The sequence below is a fragment of the Massilia sp. LjRoot122 genome, assembly GCF_964252725.1.
In the GTDB taxonomy this organism is placed as follows: domain Bacteria; phylum Pseudomonadota; class Gammaproteobacteria; order Burkholderiales; family Burkholderiaceae_D; genus Telluria.
The window spans coordinates 543,377-557,777 of the sequence record NZ_CAXUPB020000001.1 but is presented as its reverse complement, the minus strand read 5'-3'; the positions used below and the strand labels follow the sequence as shown (position 1 = coordinate 557,777).

General features: G+C 67.7%; 11 protein-coding genes. 5 read left to right on the top strand and 6 right to left on the bottom strand.

Annotated features, from left to right (window positions below; translation table 11 throughout):
- Positions 1 to 175 precede the first annotated feature (175 nt).
- On the top strand, positions 176 to 2,275 hold the full coding sequence (locus ACSQ25_RS02450) for a putative bifunctional diguanylate cyclase/phosphodiesterase (protein WP_436104127.1): 2,100 nt from the start codon (positions 176 to 178) through the stop codon (positions 2,273 to 2,275).
- Here ACSQ25_RS02450 and ACSQ25_RS02445 read toward each other — a convergent pair.
- The 6 genes from ACSQ25_RS02445 to ACSQ25_RS02420 all read right to left on the bottom strand — a co-directional run bounded on the left by ACSQ25_RS02445 (position 2,272) and on the right by ACSQ25_RS02420 (position 8,992).
- Positions 2,272 to 3,150: a cupin-like domain-containing protein gene (locus tag ACSQ25_RS02445; RefSeq protein WP_436104126.1), complete on the bottom strand. Its 879-nt coding sequence runs from the start codon at positions 3,148 to 3,150 to the stop codon at positions 2,272 to 2,274. The genes ACSQ25_RS02450 and ACSQ25_RS02445 overlap by 4 nt on opposite strands.
- Before the next feature lie 115 nt (positions 3,151 to 3,265).
- The gene (locus tag ACSQ25_RS02440) at positions 3,266 to 4,150 is read right to left on the bottom strand and encodes an SMP-30/gluconolactonase/LRE family protein (protein ID WP_436104125.1); all 885 of its coding nucleotides are present in this window, start codon (positions 4,148 to 4,150) and stop codon (positions 3,266 to 3,268) included.
- A 5-nt stretch (positions 4,151 to 4,155) separates the two neighbouring features.
- The gene (locus ACSQ25_RS02435; protein WP_436104124.1) at positions 4,156 to 5,568 is read right to left on the bottom strand and encodes an MFS transporter; all 1,413 of its coding nucleotides are present in this window, start codon (positions 5,566 to 5,568) and stop codon (positions 4,156 to 4,158) included.
- A gap of 90 nt (positions 5,569 to 5,658) precedes the next feature.
- Entirely contained in the window at positions 5,659 to 7,239 is a 1,581-nt protein-coding gene (locus tag ACSQ25_RS02430) for an aldehyde dehydrogenase (NADP(+)) (RefSeq protein ID WP_436104123.1), read from the bottom strand.
- A 3-nt stretch (positions 7,240 to 7,242) separates the two neighbouring features.
- Positions 7,243 to 8,160: a 5-dehydro-4-deoxyglucarate dehydratase gene (gene kdgD / locus ACSQ25_RS02425; RefSeq protein WP_436104122.1), complete on the bottom strand. Its 918-nt coding sequence runs from the start codon at positions 8,158 to 8,160 to the stop codon at positions 7,243 to 7,245.
- Between the two features lie 100 nt (positions 8,161 to 8,260).
- Complete coding sequence (locus tag ACSQ25_RS02420; protein ID WP_436104121.1) at positions 8,261 to 8,992, bottom strand: FadR/GntR family transcriptional regulator; 732 nt, start codon at positions 8,990 to 8,992, stop codon at positions 8,261 to 8,263.
- Between the two features lie 170 nt (positions 8,993 to 9,162).
- Between ACSQ25_RS02420 and ACSQ25_RS02415 the strand changes: the two genes are divergently transcribed.
- The 4 genes from ACSQ25_RS02415 to ACSQ25_RS02400 all read left to right on the top strand — a co-directional run bounded on the left by ACSQ25_RS02415 (position 9,163) and on the right by ACSQ25_RS02400 (position 14,373).
- The gene (locus tag ACSQ25_RS02415; protein WP_436104120.1) at positions 9,163 to 9,882 is read left to right on the top strand and encodes a rhamnogalacturonan acetylesterase; all 720 of its coding nucleotides are present in this window, start codon (positions 9,163 to 9,165) and stop codon (positions 9,880 to 9,882) included.
- Complete coding sequence (locus ACSQ25_RS02410; protein ID WP_436104119.1) at positions 9,879 to 13,067, top strand: pectinesterase family protein; 3,189 nt, start codon at positions 9,879 to 9,881, stop codon at positions 13,065 to 13,067. Before ACSQ25_RS02415 ends, ACSQ25_RS02410 begins: the two co-directional genes overlap by 4 nt.
- 90 nt (positions 13,068 to 13,157) lie before the next feature.
- The gene (locus tag ACSQ25_RS02405) at positions 13,158 to 13,589 is read left to right on the top strand and encodes a BlaI/MecI/CopY family transcriptional regulator (protein WP_436104118.1); all 432 of its coding nucleotides are present in this window, start codon (positions 13,158 to 13,160) and stop codon (positions 13,587 to 13,589) included.
- Positions 13,590 to 13,674: 85 nt separating this feature from the next.
- Positions 13,675 to 14,373, top strand: a complete 699-nt coding sequence (locus tag ACSQ25_RS02400; protein WP_436104117.1) for a FadR/GntR family transcriptional regulator — start codon at positions 13,675 to 13,677, stop codon at positions 14,371 to 14,373.
- Positions 14,374 to 14,401 lie beyond the last annotated feature (28 nt).

Here is a 14,401-nt window from a genome sequence, read left to right as displayed (position 1 = left end):
TCTCCAGGCGCGCCGCTGCCCAGCGGCGCGCTCTGTCTTGCGGGCGCTAGCCCAACTACAACATTCTTTTCGAATTTCAATCGCGCGGCGTCAATACGGTGCAGTTTTGCGCTACCATGGTTACTGGCATTGCATAACTAAATCTATAAGTTCCTAGACCACTTCGAGAGGCCGCATGAGCGCTCTTGACGGACCGCAATCGCACGCAGTCAGCGACGCCCATGTGATGTCGCTCGAACGGCTGCTTCAAAACCTGCCCGGTGCGGCCTACCGCTGCCGCGTCGACAGTGACTGGACGATGGAATTCGCCAGCGAGGGCATCGAGCGGCTGACCGGCTATTCCGCCGCGGCTTTCCTGGCGCGTCCCGGCATCAGCTTCGCCGGCATCATCCATCCCGAGGACCGGCTTCCCGTCGAACGCGGCGTCAACCTGGCCGTTCAACAAGGCCGCTCCTACCAGCTGACCTACCGCATTCGCTGCGCCAACGGCGAGACCAAGTGGGTGTTCGAACAAGGCGCCGCCATGCCGGGAAGTGATGGCCATCTGCTCGAAGGCTTCCTGTTCGACTACACCCAGCTGCGCAATGCAAACATGCTGGTGCACGAGCAGGCTTCCTATCTGCAGCAGGCGCGCGATGCCATCATCGCGATGGACCTGAATTCGCGCATCACCTACTGGAACAATGGCGCCGAACGGCTCTACGGCTGGAGTGGAACCGAGGCGCGCGGCAAGAAATTTTCCGAGCTGTTGTGCGAAAACCTGCCGGCCTACCATGCCGCCTACGAGAACACCCTCGCGAACGGAGAGTGGAGCGGCGAGCTGTCGCACCTGCGACGCGACGGCGTCTGCATCGAGACCGACACCCGCTGGACCCTGCTGGCAGCCGACCGCGAAGCGGGCGGGCCGCAGAAGATCCTGGTGATCAGCACCGACATCAGCGAGCGCAAGCACAACGAAGCGAAGATCTACCACCTCGCCTTCTTCGACCCGCTGACCGACCTGCCGAACCGTGCCAGCCTGCTCGACCACCTGCGCCGCGCCCTACTGGGCAGCGCGCGCACGCGCAAGTGCGGCGCCCTGATGTTCTGCGACCTCGACAACTTCAAGTACCTGAACGATTCCCAGGGCCATGCGGCCGGCGACATGCTGCTGCAGGCGGTGGCGCGCCGCCTCGAACACTGCGTGCGCGAGGCCGACATGGTGGCGCGCCTCGGCGGCGATGAATTCGTGATCCTGATCCAACCAGGGGACGACACGCGCGAAGGCGCCGCGGCCCAGGCCGAGACGGTAGCGGCCAAGGTGGTGGCCGCGATGGCGGCGCCCTTCCAGCTGGCCGACATGATGTATTCGGTATCGGTCAGCGTCGGCGTGACCACGATGTGCGGCACCGTGGACACGGTCGAATCGACCTTGCGCCAGGCCGACGCCGCGATGTACCAGGCCAAGGCTTGCGGACGCAATACCTACCGTTTCCACGACCCGGCAGTGCAGGCCGCATGGTCGGCCCGCGCCGAGCTGGAGAGTGCGATGCGGCGCGCGCTGCGCGACGAGGAGTTCGTCCTGCATTACCAGCCGCAGCTGGATCGCAGCAGCCGGGTGATCGGGGCCGAGGCGCTGCTGCGCTGGCGCCTGCCGGACGGCAGGCTGCTGTATCCGGCGGAGTTCATCCGGGCCGCCGAAGAGAGCGGCCTGATCATCGACATCGGACGCTGGGTGCTGCGCACCGCCTGCGCCGAGCTGGCGCGCTGGCAGCGCTACCCGGACACGGCCGGACTGACGCTGTCGGTCAACGTCAGCGCCGGCCAGTTCATCGAGCCGGATTTCGTACCGATGCTGCAGCAGATTTTCGAAGAGACCGGGGTCCAGCCCTCCAGCCTCAAGCTCGAGCTGACCGAAAGCCTGGTGGTGAGCGACTTCACCCAGACCGCGCGCACCATGGCCACGCTCAAGCGGCGCGGCATCAGCTTCTCGCTGGACGACTTCGGCACCGGCTACTCCTCGCTGGCCTACCTGCGCAAGCTGCCGCTCGACCAGCTCAAGATCGACCAGTCCTTCATGCGCGACGTGCTGACCGACCAGAACGACGCCTCGATCGTGCGCTCGATCATCGCGCTGGGCGAGAGCCTGGGCCTGCAGGTGATCGCGGAGGGCGTCGAGACACCGGGGCAGCGCCAGTTTTTATCGGACGCCGGCTGCTTCATCTACCAGGGCTTTCTCTACCAGCATGCGCTGAGCGCCGAGCATTTCGCCCAGTACGCGCGCACCGTCCACTAGCGGCGCACCGAGGGATCGTCGTGCAGCGCCAGCGGCACGCCGCGCGCCCAGCGGTTCGCGGACAGCGAAAAACTCAGCGCACGCACCTGGTGGTACCAGCCGGCCGGCACGTACAGCAGCTCGCCCGGCTGGACGATGCACTCGATCATGTTGGCCTGGCGCGCCAGCGGGAAGCGCTCGAAGTCGGGCGCTTCCGGATCGACGGGCGATCCGAACAGCACCGGGTTGGCTTCGCGCACGTACAGGTAGGCATCGTGGTGGGGCGGCACCAGGAAGATGCGCTTGGTCCCCCAGATCTGGGCGAAGATGTTGTCGTCGAAGTCGCAATGCAGGGGCGTCACCGTGCCGGTGGGGCCGAGCCAGAAGCGCGGCGGCCCCATCTTGCGAAAATACGTCGGCCAGTGGCACAGGCTGTTCAGCTCACGCAGTTCGAGGTTGCCGACATAAGGAGGCGGCAATGCGCCGCTGCCGCAGGCCACCAGTTCCAGGTACTCGCGCATCGACATGTCCTGCATCGGACGGTCGGCGCGGAAGGCATTGTTGATGTAGTCGCCGGTGCGGGCCCGCACCCGCAGTTCGCTGTAGCGGTCGCACAGGACCTGCGGCGGAAGGTCGCACAGGGGCCAGCGCCCGACCAGGCCGCTCATCAGGAAAGGCAGGCCCTGCTCGGCGCGCTGCTGGAACACCGCGGCACTCAAGGGGCCCGTGCGGGGCACTTCGGAGATCGAGGGGAGTGCGCGTGCCGTGCGCTTGACGGCCTCGCGCATCGCGGGAATCGAGACGACACCGCGCACCGCCGCATCGCGCTCTTCCTGCGCCAGGCGGCGGGCGGCTTCCTCTTCGGGGGTGGCGGCGAGGGTGGGCAGCGGCGGCATGCGCGCCGCCGCTGGTTTTATTGCATCACTACTATTACCAGACATCTTTCAGCATTCCAGGCAAACCGTTCACGAAATCGCGACAGCTTACTGCCTGAAAGCCGGAAAGTCGATGTCAGCGGCCGGCGCCGAACGGCGTTTCCGCCACACCCTGCACGCCCGGGCGCAACATCACCACCGAGCCAGCGTCGCCACCGATGCCCGGATCGATCGAGGTCACCAGCAGGGTGTCGAGCGCCGGGCCGCCGAAAGCGCACATCGAGGGCTTGGCCATCGGCAGCGCGATCTCGCGGTCCAGCTTCCCGTCCGGGGTAAAGCGCTGCACCAGGCCGGCGTCGTTGGCACAGGTCCAGTAGCAGCCGTCGGCATCGACCGCGGCGCCGTCGGGGCGGCCCTTCTGCCCGGTCAGGTCGAGGAAGACCCGCTTGTTGTGCGGGATCCCCTGCTCGATGTCATAGTCGAAGGCCCACACCGTGCGGCACTGCGGATGCGAATCCGACAGGTACATGGTGCGGCCGTCGGGCGACCAGGCCAGGCCGTTCTGGGTCAGCATATTGCTGACGACCGGGCCGTGCAGCTCGCCGTCGGCGCTGTAGCGGTACAAGCCGCCGACCGCGCGCGCCGCGCCCATGTCCATGAACATGGTGCCGCTCCAGAAGCGGCCCTGGCGGTCGCAGCGCCCGTCGTTGAAGCGCATGCCTTGGCCCAGCGCGTCGCCCGAAGGCGCCGCCAGGCGTGTGGCCTCGGCCTTGCCGTCTCCACCCAGCTGCAGGCGGAAGATGCCGGTCTCCATGCCGGCCACCAGGCTGCCGTCAGAGGCGGCGGCCACGCAGGCCACCATCTCCGGCGCTTCCCAGTGGCGCAGCGCGCCGCCGGCATGCTCCATGCGCCAGACGCGGCGCGCCGGGATGTCGACCCAGTACCACGCCCCTTCGAGCGCGTTCCAGGTCGGGCTCTCGCCGGTGGCGCAGTGCACGCCCTCGAGTCGGATGATCTCCATCGCCATTACAGGTCGGTGATCTCGCGGTGTGCCGGCACCAGGGCCTTCATCACCAGCCAGGCGACCATGTAGGCCAGCGCGCAGATCGAGAACATGATCAGGTAGCCGGTCTCCAGGTGGCCCTGGGCACCGTAGTAGTCGAACAGCCAGCCGCCCAGCTTGGTGAGCAGCACGCCGCCCAGGCCGCCGGCCATGCCGCCGATGCCGACCACCGAGCCGACGCTGTGTTTCGGGAACATGTCGGAGACGGTGGTGAACAGGTTGGCCGACCAGGCCTGGTGGGCCGAGGCGCCGATGCCGATCAGGATCACCGGGAACCAGAAGCCCAGGTAGCCGAGCGGCTGGGCCAGCAGCACCACCAGCGGGAACAGGGCGATGGTGAACATGGCGCGCATGCGGCCCTGGTAGATGCTGTGGCCGCGGTCGATGAACCAGGTCGGCAGCCAGCCGCCGCCGATCGAACCCACCATCGTCATGCTGTACAGGACCGCCAGCGGCACGACCATTTCCGGGCCGGTGAGGCCGTACTGGGCCGACATGTACTTCGGCAGCCAGAACAGGAAGAACCACCACACGCCGTCGGTCATGAACTTGCCGAAGGCGAAGGCCCAGGTCTGGCGGTAGCCGAGCAGCTTGAACCAGGAGGCTTTCGGCTTGGCCGCTGCCGCGGCCGGGCTGGCGTCCACGGGTGCGCTGTCGCTGTTGATGTAGGCCAGTTCGCCCGCGCTGAGGCGCTTCTGGCGGTCCGGCGTGTCGTACAGCCAGATCCAGATGCCCATCCAGAGGAAGCCGATGGCGCCGACCATGATAAAGGCGGCCTGCCAGCCCCAGAATTCGGCGATCAGCGGCACGGTCAGCGGCGCCAGGATCGCGCCGACGTTGGCGCCGGAGTTGAAGATGCCGGTGGCGAAGGAACGCTCGCGTTTCGGGAAGTACTCGGCGGTGGCCTTGATCGCGGCCGGGAAGTTGCCCGCCTCGCCGATCGCCAGCACCGCACGGCCCACCATGAAGCCGATGATCGAGACCGGTACCGCGGCCAGGCCGAGGGTGGTGAACACGCTGTTGACGGCGGTGCCGATGCCGATCGCGTAGGCGTGCGCGATGGCGCCGATCGACCACACCACGATCGCGAGGATGAAGGCGCGCTTGGTGCCGAGGCGGTCGATCACGCGGCCGGCGAACAGCATCGAGATCGCGTAGACGAACTGGAACACCGCCGTGATGTTGGCGTAGTCGGTGTTCGACCAGCCGAATTCCTTGGTGAGCAGCGGCGCGAGCAGGCTCAGGACCTGGCGGTCGAGGTAATTGATGGTGGTAGCGAAGAACAGCAGGGCGCAGATGGTCCAGCGGTATTTGCCTACCGTGGAGGTGTGCCCGGAGGCTTGCTCTGGGCTCATGCTCATGACTTGCTGATTCATGGGATCAGTTCTCTTCAAATGAAACAGCCGGTGTCTCCCCCGGCTGGTGGTGCGATGGGATACAAAGGGGGCGCCGTAGCGCCCCCCACATTACTCTGCGACTTTCAAATCTCCGTCCAGCACGCGTGCGAGGCGCAGTGGATTGTCGTCGCGAAGTGCTTCCGGCAGCAAGCCTTCCGGCAGGTTCTGGTAGCACACCGGACGCAGGAAGCGGTCGATCGCGCTCGCGCCCACCGAGGTGCTGCGGCTGTCGCTGGTGGCCGGGAACGGGCCGCCGTGGACCATCGCATGCGACACTTCGACGCCGGTCGGGAAGCCGTTGAACAGCACACGGCCCGCCTTGCGCTCCAGCACCGGCAGCAGGCGCGCCGCCAGCGGATGGTCGGCCGGCTTCACGTGCACGGTCGCGGTCAGCTGGCCGTGCAGCTGCTCGGCTGCCCGCAGCAACTGCTCGGCACTGTCGAAACGCACGACCAGCGCGGCCGGGCCGAAGACCTCGTCCTGCAGGTCCGGGTTGGACAGGAAGTCGGCGGCTTCGCATTCGTACAGCGCTGCCTGGGCGGCGCAGCCGATACCTTCGGTGCTGCCCTGGGCCACCAGGCGCACGCCCGAGGTGGCGCCGAAGCGCGCGATGCCGCTGTTGTAGGCGTCATGGATGCCGGCGGTCAGCATGGTGCCGGCGCCCTTGCCTGCCAGCGCGGTGGTCGCCGCTGCAGTGAAGGCGTCCAGTGCCGCGCCCTTGACCGCGAACACCAGGCCCGGGTTGGTGCAGAACTGGCCGACGCCCAGCGTCAGCGAGTCGACGAAGCCGTTCGCCAGCGCGGCGCCGCCTTCTTCCAGCGCGGCCGGCAGGAAGAACACCGGGTTCACGCTGCTCATCTCGGCATAGACCGGGATCGGTTCCGGACGGCTTGCTGCGGTGCGCATCAGCGCGGTGCCGCCGCCACGCGAGCCGGTGAAGCCGACCGCCTTGATGGCCGGGTGGCTGACCAGCTGCTGGCCGACGGTACGGCCGTCGCCGAAGATCATCGAGAACACGCCTTCCGGCAGGCCGCACTCGGCGACCGCGCGCTGGACGGCGCGGCCGACCAGTTCCGAGGTGCCGAGGTGGGCGCCGTGCGCCTTCACGATGACCGGGCAGCCTGCTGCCAGTGCCGAGGCGGTGTCGCCGCCCGCGACCGAGAAGGCCAGCGGGAAGTTACTGGCGCCGAAGACCACGACCGGGCCGAGGCCGATCTTGGACAGGCGCAGGTCGGGACGCGGCGGGGTGCGTTCCGGCAGCGCGGTATCGATGGTCGCGCCCAGGAAGCGGCCGTCGCGCACCACTTTCGCGAACAGGCGCAGCTGGTTCACGGTGCGCATGCGCTCGCCTTCCAGGCGGGCTTGCGGCAGGCCGGTTTCCTGCTGGGCGCGTTCGATCAGGGCCGAACCGATGGCCAGGATCTGCTCGGCCACCGCTTCCAGGAAGCGGGCGCGCTGCTCCAGCGGCAGGGCGCGATAGGGATCGAAGGCGGCGGCTGCGAGTTCGCAGGCGCGTTCCACGTCGGCGCCGGTGGCCTGGCCGAAGCCAGGTGCGATCTCGGCGCGGGTGGACGGGTTGTAGGCTTGCACCTCGCCCGCGCTGCCGCGGACGAGTTGGCTGCCGATGATCATTTCACCAGTGATCTGCATGGCTTATACCGCGTTCTTTTGTTTCTTGATCAGTTCCAGCAGCATTTCGTCTTCTGCCGGGGTCAGGTCGGTCAGCGGCGGACGCACCGGACCTGCGCCATGGCCGACCACGCGGGCGCCGGCCTTGACGATGCTGACGGCGTAGCCGCCCTTGCGGTTGCGGATCTCCAGGTAAGGCAGGAAGAACTCGTCCAGCATGCGGTTGGTGGTGGCGGTGTCGCCGGCGACGGTGGCGTGGTAGAAGTCCATCGCCAGTTGCGGCACGAAGTTGAACACGGCCGACGAGTACACCGGGGTGCCCAGGGCCTTGTAGGCGCCGGCATACACTTCCGCGGTCGGCAGGCCGCCCAGGTAGCTGAAGCGGTCACCCATCTTGCGATAGATCGACACCATCAGTTCGATGTCGCCGATGCCGTCCTTGAAGCCGATCAGGTTCGGGCAGCGGTCGGCCAGCTTGGCCAGCGAATCCGCGCTCAGGCGGCAGGCAGCGCGGTTGTACACGACCACGCCGATCTTCACGGAGCGGCACACCGCTTCGACGTGGGCGATCAGGCCGTCCTGGTTGGATTCGGTCAGGTAGTGCGGCAGCAGCAGCAGGCCCTGCGCGCCCTGGCGCTCGGCTTCCTGTGCGTGGGCGATGGCGGTGCGGGTCGGGCCGCCGCAGCCTGCCAGGATCGCGACGCCGCTGCCGGCGCAGGTGTCGACCGCGGTCTTGACGATCTGGCTGTATTCCTCGCCGTGCAGCGAGAAGTATTCACCGGTGCCGCCGGCGGCGAACAGCGCGGTCGCGCCGTACGGTGCCAGCCACTCGAGGCGGGAACGGTAGCCGGCCGGATTGAAGTCACCTTGTGCATCGAAGTCGGTAACTGGGAAGGACAGCAGGCCGTGCGACAGGACTTTTTGTAGTTCGAGTGGTTGCATTACAGAGTCTCCAAGACAGTGATGGGTGAGATGTGCTGCTAAGTTGTATGTCATCGTACAACTGAACGGATGACCCCGCAAGCACAAATTTCAAATTTTTTTAATTGATCATCGACTCGATACGGTGCTGCGCCTGCACCAAGCGTTCGCGGCTATTGGACAGGTGGGTACGCATGGCCGCGCGCGCGGCCTCCGGATCGCGCCGTTCGATGGCGCGGAAGATGTCGTCGTGCTCGCGGCTGACGCGCTCGTTGAAATTGGCGGGCTTGTCCTGCTCCAGCTCCACCGTGTTCAGGCGTGCACGCGGGATGATGGCGTGACCCAGCTGGGTCAGGATGTCGGCGAAATAACGGTTGCCGGTGGCTTGCGCGATCAGCAGGTGGAAACGCCGGTCGGCCTCCGCCGCCGAGCGGCCCACCGCCATCGCCTCGTGCATCTCGCCGAGCGCTGCGCCCAGCTCCCGCACCTGTTCGTCGCTGCGGCGCGCGGCGGCCAGGCCGGCGGTTTCGGTCTCGACGCCGATGCGCAACTCCAGGATGGCGAGCACGTCGCGCAGGGTCAGGATGCTCTCGGCATCGATGCCCAGGCCCGACTGCGGCACGGGTTCCAGCACGAAGGTGCCGATGCCGTGGCGGGTCTGCACCAGGCCCGAGGCCTGCAGGTGTGAAATCGCCTCGCGCACCACCGTGCGGCTGACCCCATGCTGGGACATCATCGACGATTCGGTCGGCAGCTTCTCGCCCGGCTTGAGCACGCCCTGGCGAATACTGCTGCTGATCTGTTCGACGACGCCTTGTGCCAGGTTGCGGGGTTTGCGCTGCGAAGGGATCATGGAGATATCTGGATTGGGAAGAGGACAAGACGATTATATATCAAGACAAGATGTCTGACATCTTATGACAAGACGAGTGTCCTTCACATGCAACAACCGCATCCCGGCCTGGCCGCTTGATAAATTGGCCAGACCAAAATAGAATCTGACGATTATCCAGGAGTCTGCCCATGCCACGTCTTGCCCGCTCTCTCGTCTCTGCCCTCCCCCTGCTCTTCGCCCTCCAGGCCGGCGCCGCGCCGGCCCTGCCCGACCGCGTGATCCTGGTCGGCGATTCCACCATGGCCAGCACCACCGGCTACGGCGACGCCCTGTGCGCGCGCTTCACGCCGGAGACGGCCTGCCACAACCTGGCGCGCGGCGGCCGCAGTTCGGGAAGCTTCCGCGCCGAGAAGCGCTGGGATGAAGTCATGGGCCTGCTGCGCGACGGCGCGGGCTTCCGCAAGACCTATGTGCTGATCCAGTTCGGCCACAACGACCAGCCCGGCAAGCCGGGTCGCTCCACCGACTACGTCACCGAATTCCCGGCCAACATGAAGCGCTACGTGGAAGAGGCGCGCGCGCTGGGCGGCGTGCCGGTGCTGGTGACGCCGCTGACCCGCCGCAGCTTCAAGGAGGGCTATGTGCGCAACGACCTCGCCCCCTGGGCCGGCACGGTGCGCGAGATCGCGCGCGGCACCAGGACGCCGCTGGTCGACCTGAATGCGCTGTCGCTGGCGGCCGTGCAGGCCATGGGCCAGCAGGAAGCGGACAAGCTGGCGCGCACCGGCTCGAATTTCGATTACACCCACCTCGGCCCGCTCGGCGCCGAACGCTTCTCCAGCATCGTGGCGCAGGAACTCGTGCGCAAGGTGCCGGCCCTGTCGGCGTCGATGCGGGGTGCACAGTGAAGCTGTCCTTCGCACTGGCCGGGCTGGCCGCGGCAGGCGCAGTGGCCGCGCCGCTCACGCCGCCGCCCTTCCGGCCCGCGACGGCCGCGGTCCCGATGCCCACGGCCGAACGCCAGCATGCACCCTTCGACGGCTGGGCCGCGCAAGAAGGCGGCACCCGCGGCGGCGCGCTGGCCAGTCCCGCCCATGTGTACACCGTGCGCGACCGTGCGCAGCTGCTGGCGGCGCTGGAGGCGCCGGCGCCGGCGCGCATCGTGCGCGTGGCGGCGGCCATCGACATGAGCGAGGGCCGGCCCTATGGCAACAGCGAAGACCAGGGCAAACGCGGCACGCTGCGCATCCCGTCGAACACCACGCTGATCGGCGTGGCCCCGGGCGCGGGTTTCGTCAACGCCTCCCTGGCGGTAGCCAACGTCTCGCAGGTGGTCATCCGCAACCTCGCGCTGCGCAATCCCTGCGACGTGGCGCCGCGCTGGGATCCGAAGGACGGCCCCAAGGGTAACTGGAACTCCCTGTTCGACGCCATCACGGTCTCGAACGCGCGCCACGTCTGGATCGACCACAACAGCTTCACCGACGCCCCGGCCACCGACGACAGGCAGCCGGTCGAGAACGGCAAGCTGAAGCAATGCCACGACGGTGCACTCGACATCAACCAGGCCTCGGATTTCGTCAGCGTCAGCTACAACCACTTCACGCTCCACGAAAAAAACCTCCTGATCGGCTCGAGCGACCGCGCCACCGGCGACCAGGGACACCTGCGCATCACGCTCAAGGGCAACCTGTTCGAACACGTCGCCGAGCGCGCCCCACGGGTGCGCTACGGCCAGGTCCACCTGCTGAACAATTATTACGTCGGCGACCGCAAGCACCCGGTCTACGGCCACGGCTACAGCGTCGGCGTGGCCCACGCCTCGCGCATCATCTCGAGTGCCAATGCCTTCGACATCGCGGGTGCGAACAGCTGCCGGCAGCTCGTGCGCGATCCGGGTGCGAGCCCGGGCATCTTCACCGACCAGGGCTCGCTGCTGAACGGCGCAGCGCTCGCGGATTGCCCCTACGGCGGCGACGCCGGCTGGCGCGTGCCCTACGGCTTCACCGCCCTGCCGGCGGCCGAGGTGGCGCGCCATGTGCGCGACAATGCCGGCCCGCGGCCCATGCAGGAAAAAGCGGACGGCTATGCCGAGGCACGTTTCGTCCCTGCCGCGGGCAGCCCCTTCCTGCTGCGCGCACGCCAGGATGCGAACGGCGACTGGCAGGGCGCGAGCCTGCAGCTGGTCGATGGCGGCAAGGTGTTCCAGGTGGAGCTGCTGGAATCGCGCGGCGGCGAGATCAGGCGCATCAAGCAGGTGCGCCGCAATGCCTCGCTGCCGGGCGTTCCGGTGGTACTGCGCTATGCGGCCGAGCCGGGCCCGCAGGGCGAGCTGCTGAACGTGCTGGTGGACGGCGAGCGCGCGACCTGGCTGGTGGCGCCCCCCTTCCCGGCCGTGCAGGCGATTTCCTGGGACGCCGGCGCCAACACGCTGCTCGACTTGCGCGGCGGCCCGGCCGGCACGCCTCCCGAGCGCGTCACCGTACACGTCGGCGCGGACCGCCTTGCGCTGCAGGCGGGCGATACGCCGGAAGCCATCCGCGTCGGCGGCGCATCCCGCATTGCCGCCGTCGCCGCAGATCCGCGCATCGCCGTCGCCGAGGTCTCCGGCGGGGCCTTGCGCGTCACGCCGCTCGCGGCCGGCCGCACCACCATCACCGTGCGCAGCCTGGATGATCCATGGGCCCAGGCGGTCTTCACGGCCACCGTCGGCGCGCCGTTTTCCGCGCCGGCCACGGCCGCGCTCCCGGCCGCCGCTACCGCCTACCCGGCACATGGCGAGCGCGGCGTCCCGCCCGACACGCCGCTGCGCCTGGTCTTCGCGGAACAGCCGGCCCTGAGCGGCGAAGGCAGCGTGCGCATCTACCGCAAACGCGACAAGGCGCTGGTCGCCGTGGTGCGCCCCGGCGAAGCCATCACCCCGCTCGGTCCGCAGGGACGCCGGCGCCTGGTGCGCCAGCATCCGATCACGCTGCAGGGCAAGGAACTGCGCGTGCGGATGCCGCAGGCGCTCGAATATGGCCTCGACTATGAAGCAGTGGTCGATGCCGGCCTGGTACGCGCCAGGGGTTTCGCGGGCGCACGCTGGTCCTTCCGCATCACCCCGCACAAGCCGGTGGGCGACAGCGTCACCGTGGACGACGATGGCCGTGCCGACTTCCGCACCGTGCAGGCCGCGCTCGACCACGCCATGTCCCTGCCGCGCGAGCAGGCGGTCACGGTGAACGTGCGCGACGGCGTCTACCCGGAGCTGCTCTACCTGCGCGACAAGGACAATGTCACGCTGCGCGGCCAGAGCCGCGAGGCGACGATCATCCGGGCCGCCAACAGCGAAACCCGCAACCCGGGCTCCGGCACGGGGCAGCCGGAAGGCAGCGCCGGCCTGCTCGGCGGCCGCGCCCAGTTCCTGGCCCAGGACGTCGACCTGCTGGAGATCCGCGACATCGCGCTGCACAACAGCACCCGCCGCAGCGACGGCCACTCGGCGCAGGCCGAGACCATCTTCTTCTTCAGCGACCAAGGGCGCCTGCTGGTGCGCAATGCCCACTTCATTAGCGAGCAGGACACGCTGCAGCTGCATGGCTACGCCTGGTTCCACAAATCGCTCATCGAAGGCAACGTCGATTTCGTCTGGGGGAACAACCGCGCGGCCCTGTTCGAGGACAGCGAACTGCGCACCGTCGGCGACAGCGCCAATCCGGACAGCGGCGGCTACATCGTGCAGGCGCGCACCGTGGGCAAGGATGAACCGGGCTTCATCTTCCTGCGTTCGCGCCTGACCCGCGGCCCCGGCCCGCTGGGGAACCTGCCCCCCGACGGCGCCACCTATTTCGCACGCTCGCCCGGCACCGCCAACACCTGGGACAACGTGGCCTTCATCGGCTGCAGCGTCGGCCCGCACATCGCCCCGGATGCCTGGTACCGCAAGCCGGTGCCGAATCCCGTCCAGGGCGGCTTCCGCGAATACGGGAACAAGACGGAGGACGGACAGCCGCGCAGCTACGGCGGCTTCCAGATGGACCGCGCGCAGGCCGAACGCCTGTCCAGCCGCGCCGCGGTGTTCGCGGCGCGCGGCTGGAATCCCCAGCCTTGACCCTCCGCGCATAAAGGGTCTCGCCGCGCTTGACAGTGCCGTTTACAGCTGTAATCATTGATTGAGATTACAACTGTAAATGGTACTGTCATGTCGAATACGTCGGGAATCAACATCAGCGACGCCGAGTCGCATGTCATGGAAGTGCTGTGGCGCGCTCCCGGCCCGGTCGTGGCCGAGCAGGTCGTGGTCGCACTCTCCGAGAGCCAGCACTGGCAGACCGCCACCGTCAAGACCCTGCTCAACCGCCTGCTCAAGAAAGGCGCGATCGCCGCGCAGAAGGATGGACGGCGCTTCCTCTACTCTGCCATCCTGCCGCGCGAAGCCTGGCTGGCGCGCGAGAGCGAAAGCCTGGTGCAGCGCCTGTTCGGCGGGCGCATCGCGCCGCTGGTCGCGCATTTCGGCAGCCGGCGCAAGCTCTCGCAGGCGGACATCCAGGAACTGCGCAGGCTGATCGACGAGCTCGATGATGGGGATGACCGTCATAGCTCAACCGTAAACACGGTCGCCGTTGACGTATAATTGGTTGGTCCACTTGCAACAACACCCGCGCCAAACTAAGATTCCTTGTTTGGCTTCGGCCACCAATTATCCAGACGGACCATCGATGAAGAAAACCGCTGCGCTGAACGACACCAGCGCCAACGAGCCGCGGCTGTACCGGGTGGTCTCGGCCAAGATCGAAGAGCTGATCCGCGCCGAGAGCATCCAGCCGGGCGAGCGCCTGCCGGCCGAACGCGAGCTGGCAACCAAGCTCGGTGTCAGCCGCACCTCGCTGCGCGAAGCCCTGATCGCCCTCGAACTGGGCGGCACGGTCGAAGTGCGCGGCGGCTCGGGGGTCTACGTCAGCGAACAGGCCAGGCCGCAGGCCGAAGTACCGACCGCCGGTCCCGGCCCCTTCGAAGTGCTGGCCGCTCGCCGCCTGATCGAGGTCGAGGTGGCGGCGCTGGCCGCGAAACACGCCAGCGATTCGGCCATCGACGCCATCCTGCGCGCGGTCGAAGAGATGGAGCAGCACCACGAAGAACGCAGCGGCAATGAATCGGCCGACCGCAACTTCCACCTGGCGATCGCGCGCGCCACCGGCAACAGCGCCATGGTCGGCGTGATCGAATACCTGTGGAGCCAGCGCGGCTCGCTCTGGCACAAGTTGAAGGAGCACTTCCAGACCGAGGAATTGCGCCAGCAGACCCTGATCGACCACCGCAACATCTTCGCCGCCATCGCCTCGCATGACGTGGCCGGCGCCCGCACCGCCATGCGCGCCCACCTCGACCGCGTGACCCGCACCTTCTCGCGCGGCTGATCGTCCGCCGGGACGCCGTCCCGGCTGC

What these genes read in the sequence shown, in the direction of transcription:
- ACSQ25_RS02450 (WP_436104127.1), top strand. Translation starts at nt 176, where the DNA reads ATGAGCGCTCTTGACGGACCGCAATCGCACGCAGTCAGCGACGCCCAT.
- ACSQ25_RS02445 (WP_436104126.1), bottom strand. Translation starts at nt 3,150, where the DNA reads ATGCCGCCGCTGCCCACCCTCGCCGCCACCCCCGAAGAGGAAGCCGCC.
- ACSQ25_RS02420 (WP_436104121.1), bottom strand. Translation starts at nt 8,992, where the DNA reads ATGATCCCTTCGCAGCGCAAACCCCGCAACCTGGCACAAGGCGTCGTC.
- ACSQ25_RS02440 (WP_436104125.1), bottom strand. Translation starts at nt 4,150, where the DNA reads ATGGAGATCATCCGACTCGAGGGCGTGCACTGCGCCACCGGCGAGAGC.
- ACSQ25_RS02430 (WP_436104123.1), bottom strand. Translation starts at nt 7,239, where the DNA reads ATGCAGATCACTGGTGAAATGATCATCGGCAGCCAACTCGTCCGCGGC.
- ACSQ25_RS02435 (WP_436104124.1), bottom strand. Translation starts at nt 5,568, where the DNA reads ATGAATCAGCAAGTCATGAGCATGAGCCCAGAGCAAGCCTCCGGGCAC.
- kdgD (WP_436104122.1), bottom strand. Translation starts at nt 8,160, where the DNA reads ATGCAACCACTCGAACTACAAAAAGTCCTGTCGCACGGCCTGCTGTCC.
- ACSQ25_RS02405 (WP_436104118.1), top strand. Translation starts at nt 13,158, where the DNA reads ATGTCGAATACGTCGGGAATCAACATCAGCGACGCCGAGTCGCATGTC.
- ACSQ25_RS02400 (WP_436104117.1), top strand. Translation starts at nt 13,675, where the DNA reads ATGAAGAAAACCGCTGCGCTGAACGACACCAGCGCCAACGAGCCGCGG.
- ACSQ25_RS02415 (WP_436104120.1), top strand. Translation starts at nt 9,163, where the DNA reads ATGCCACGTCTTGCCCGCTCTCTCGTCTCTGCCCTCCCCCTGCTCTTC.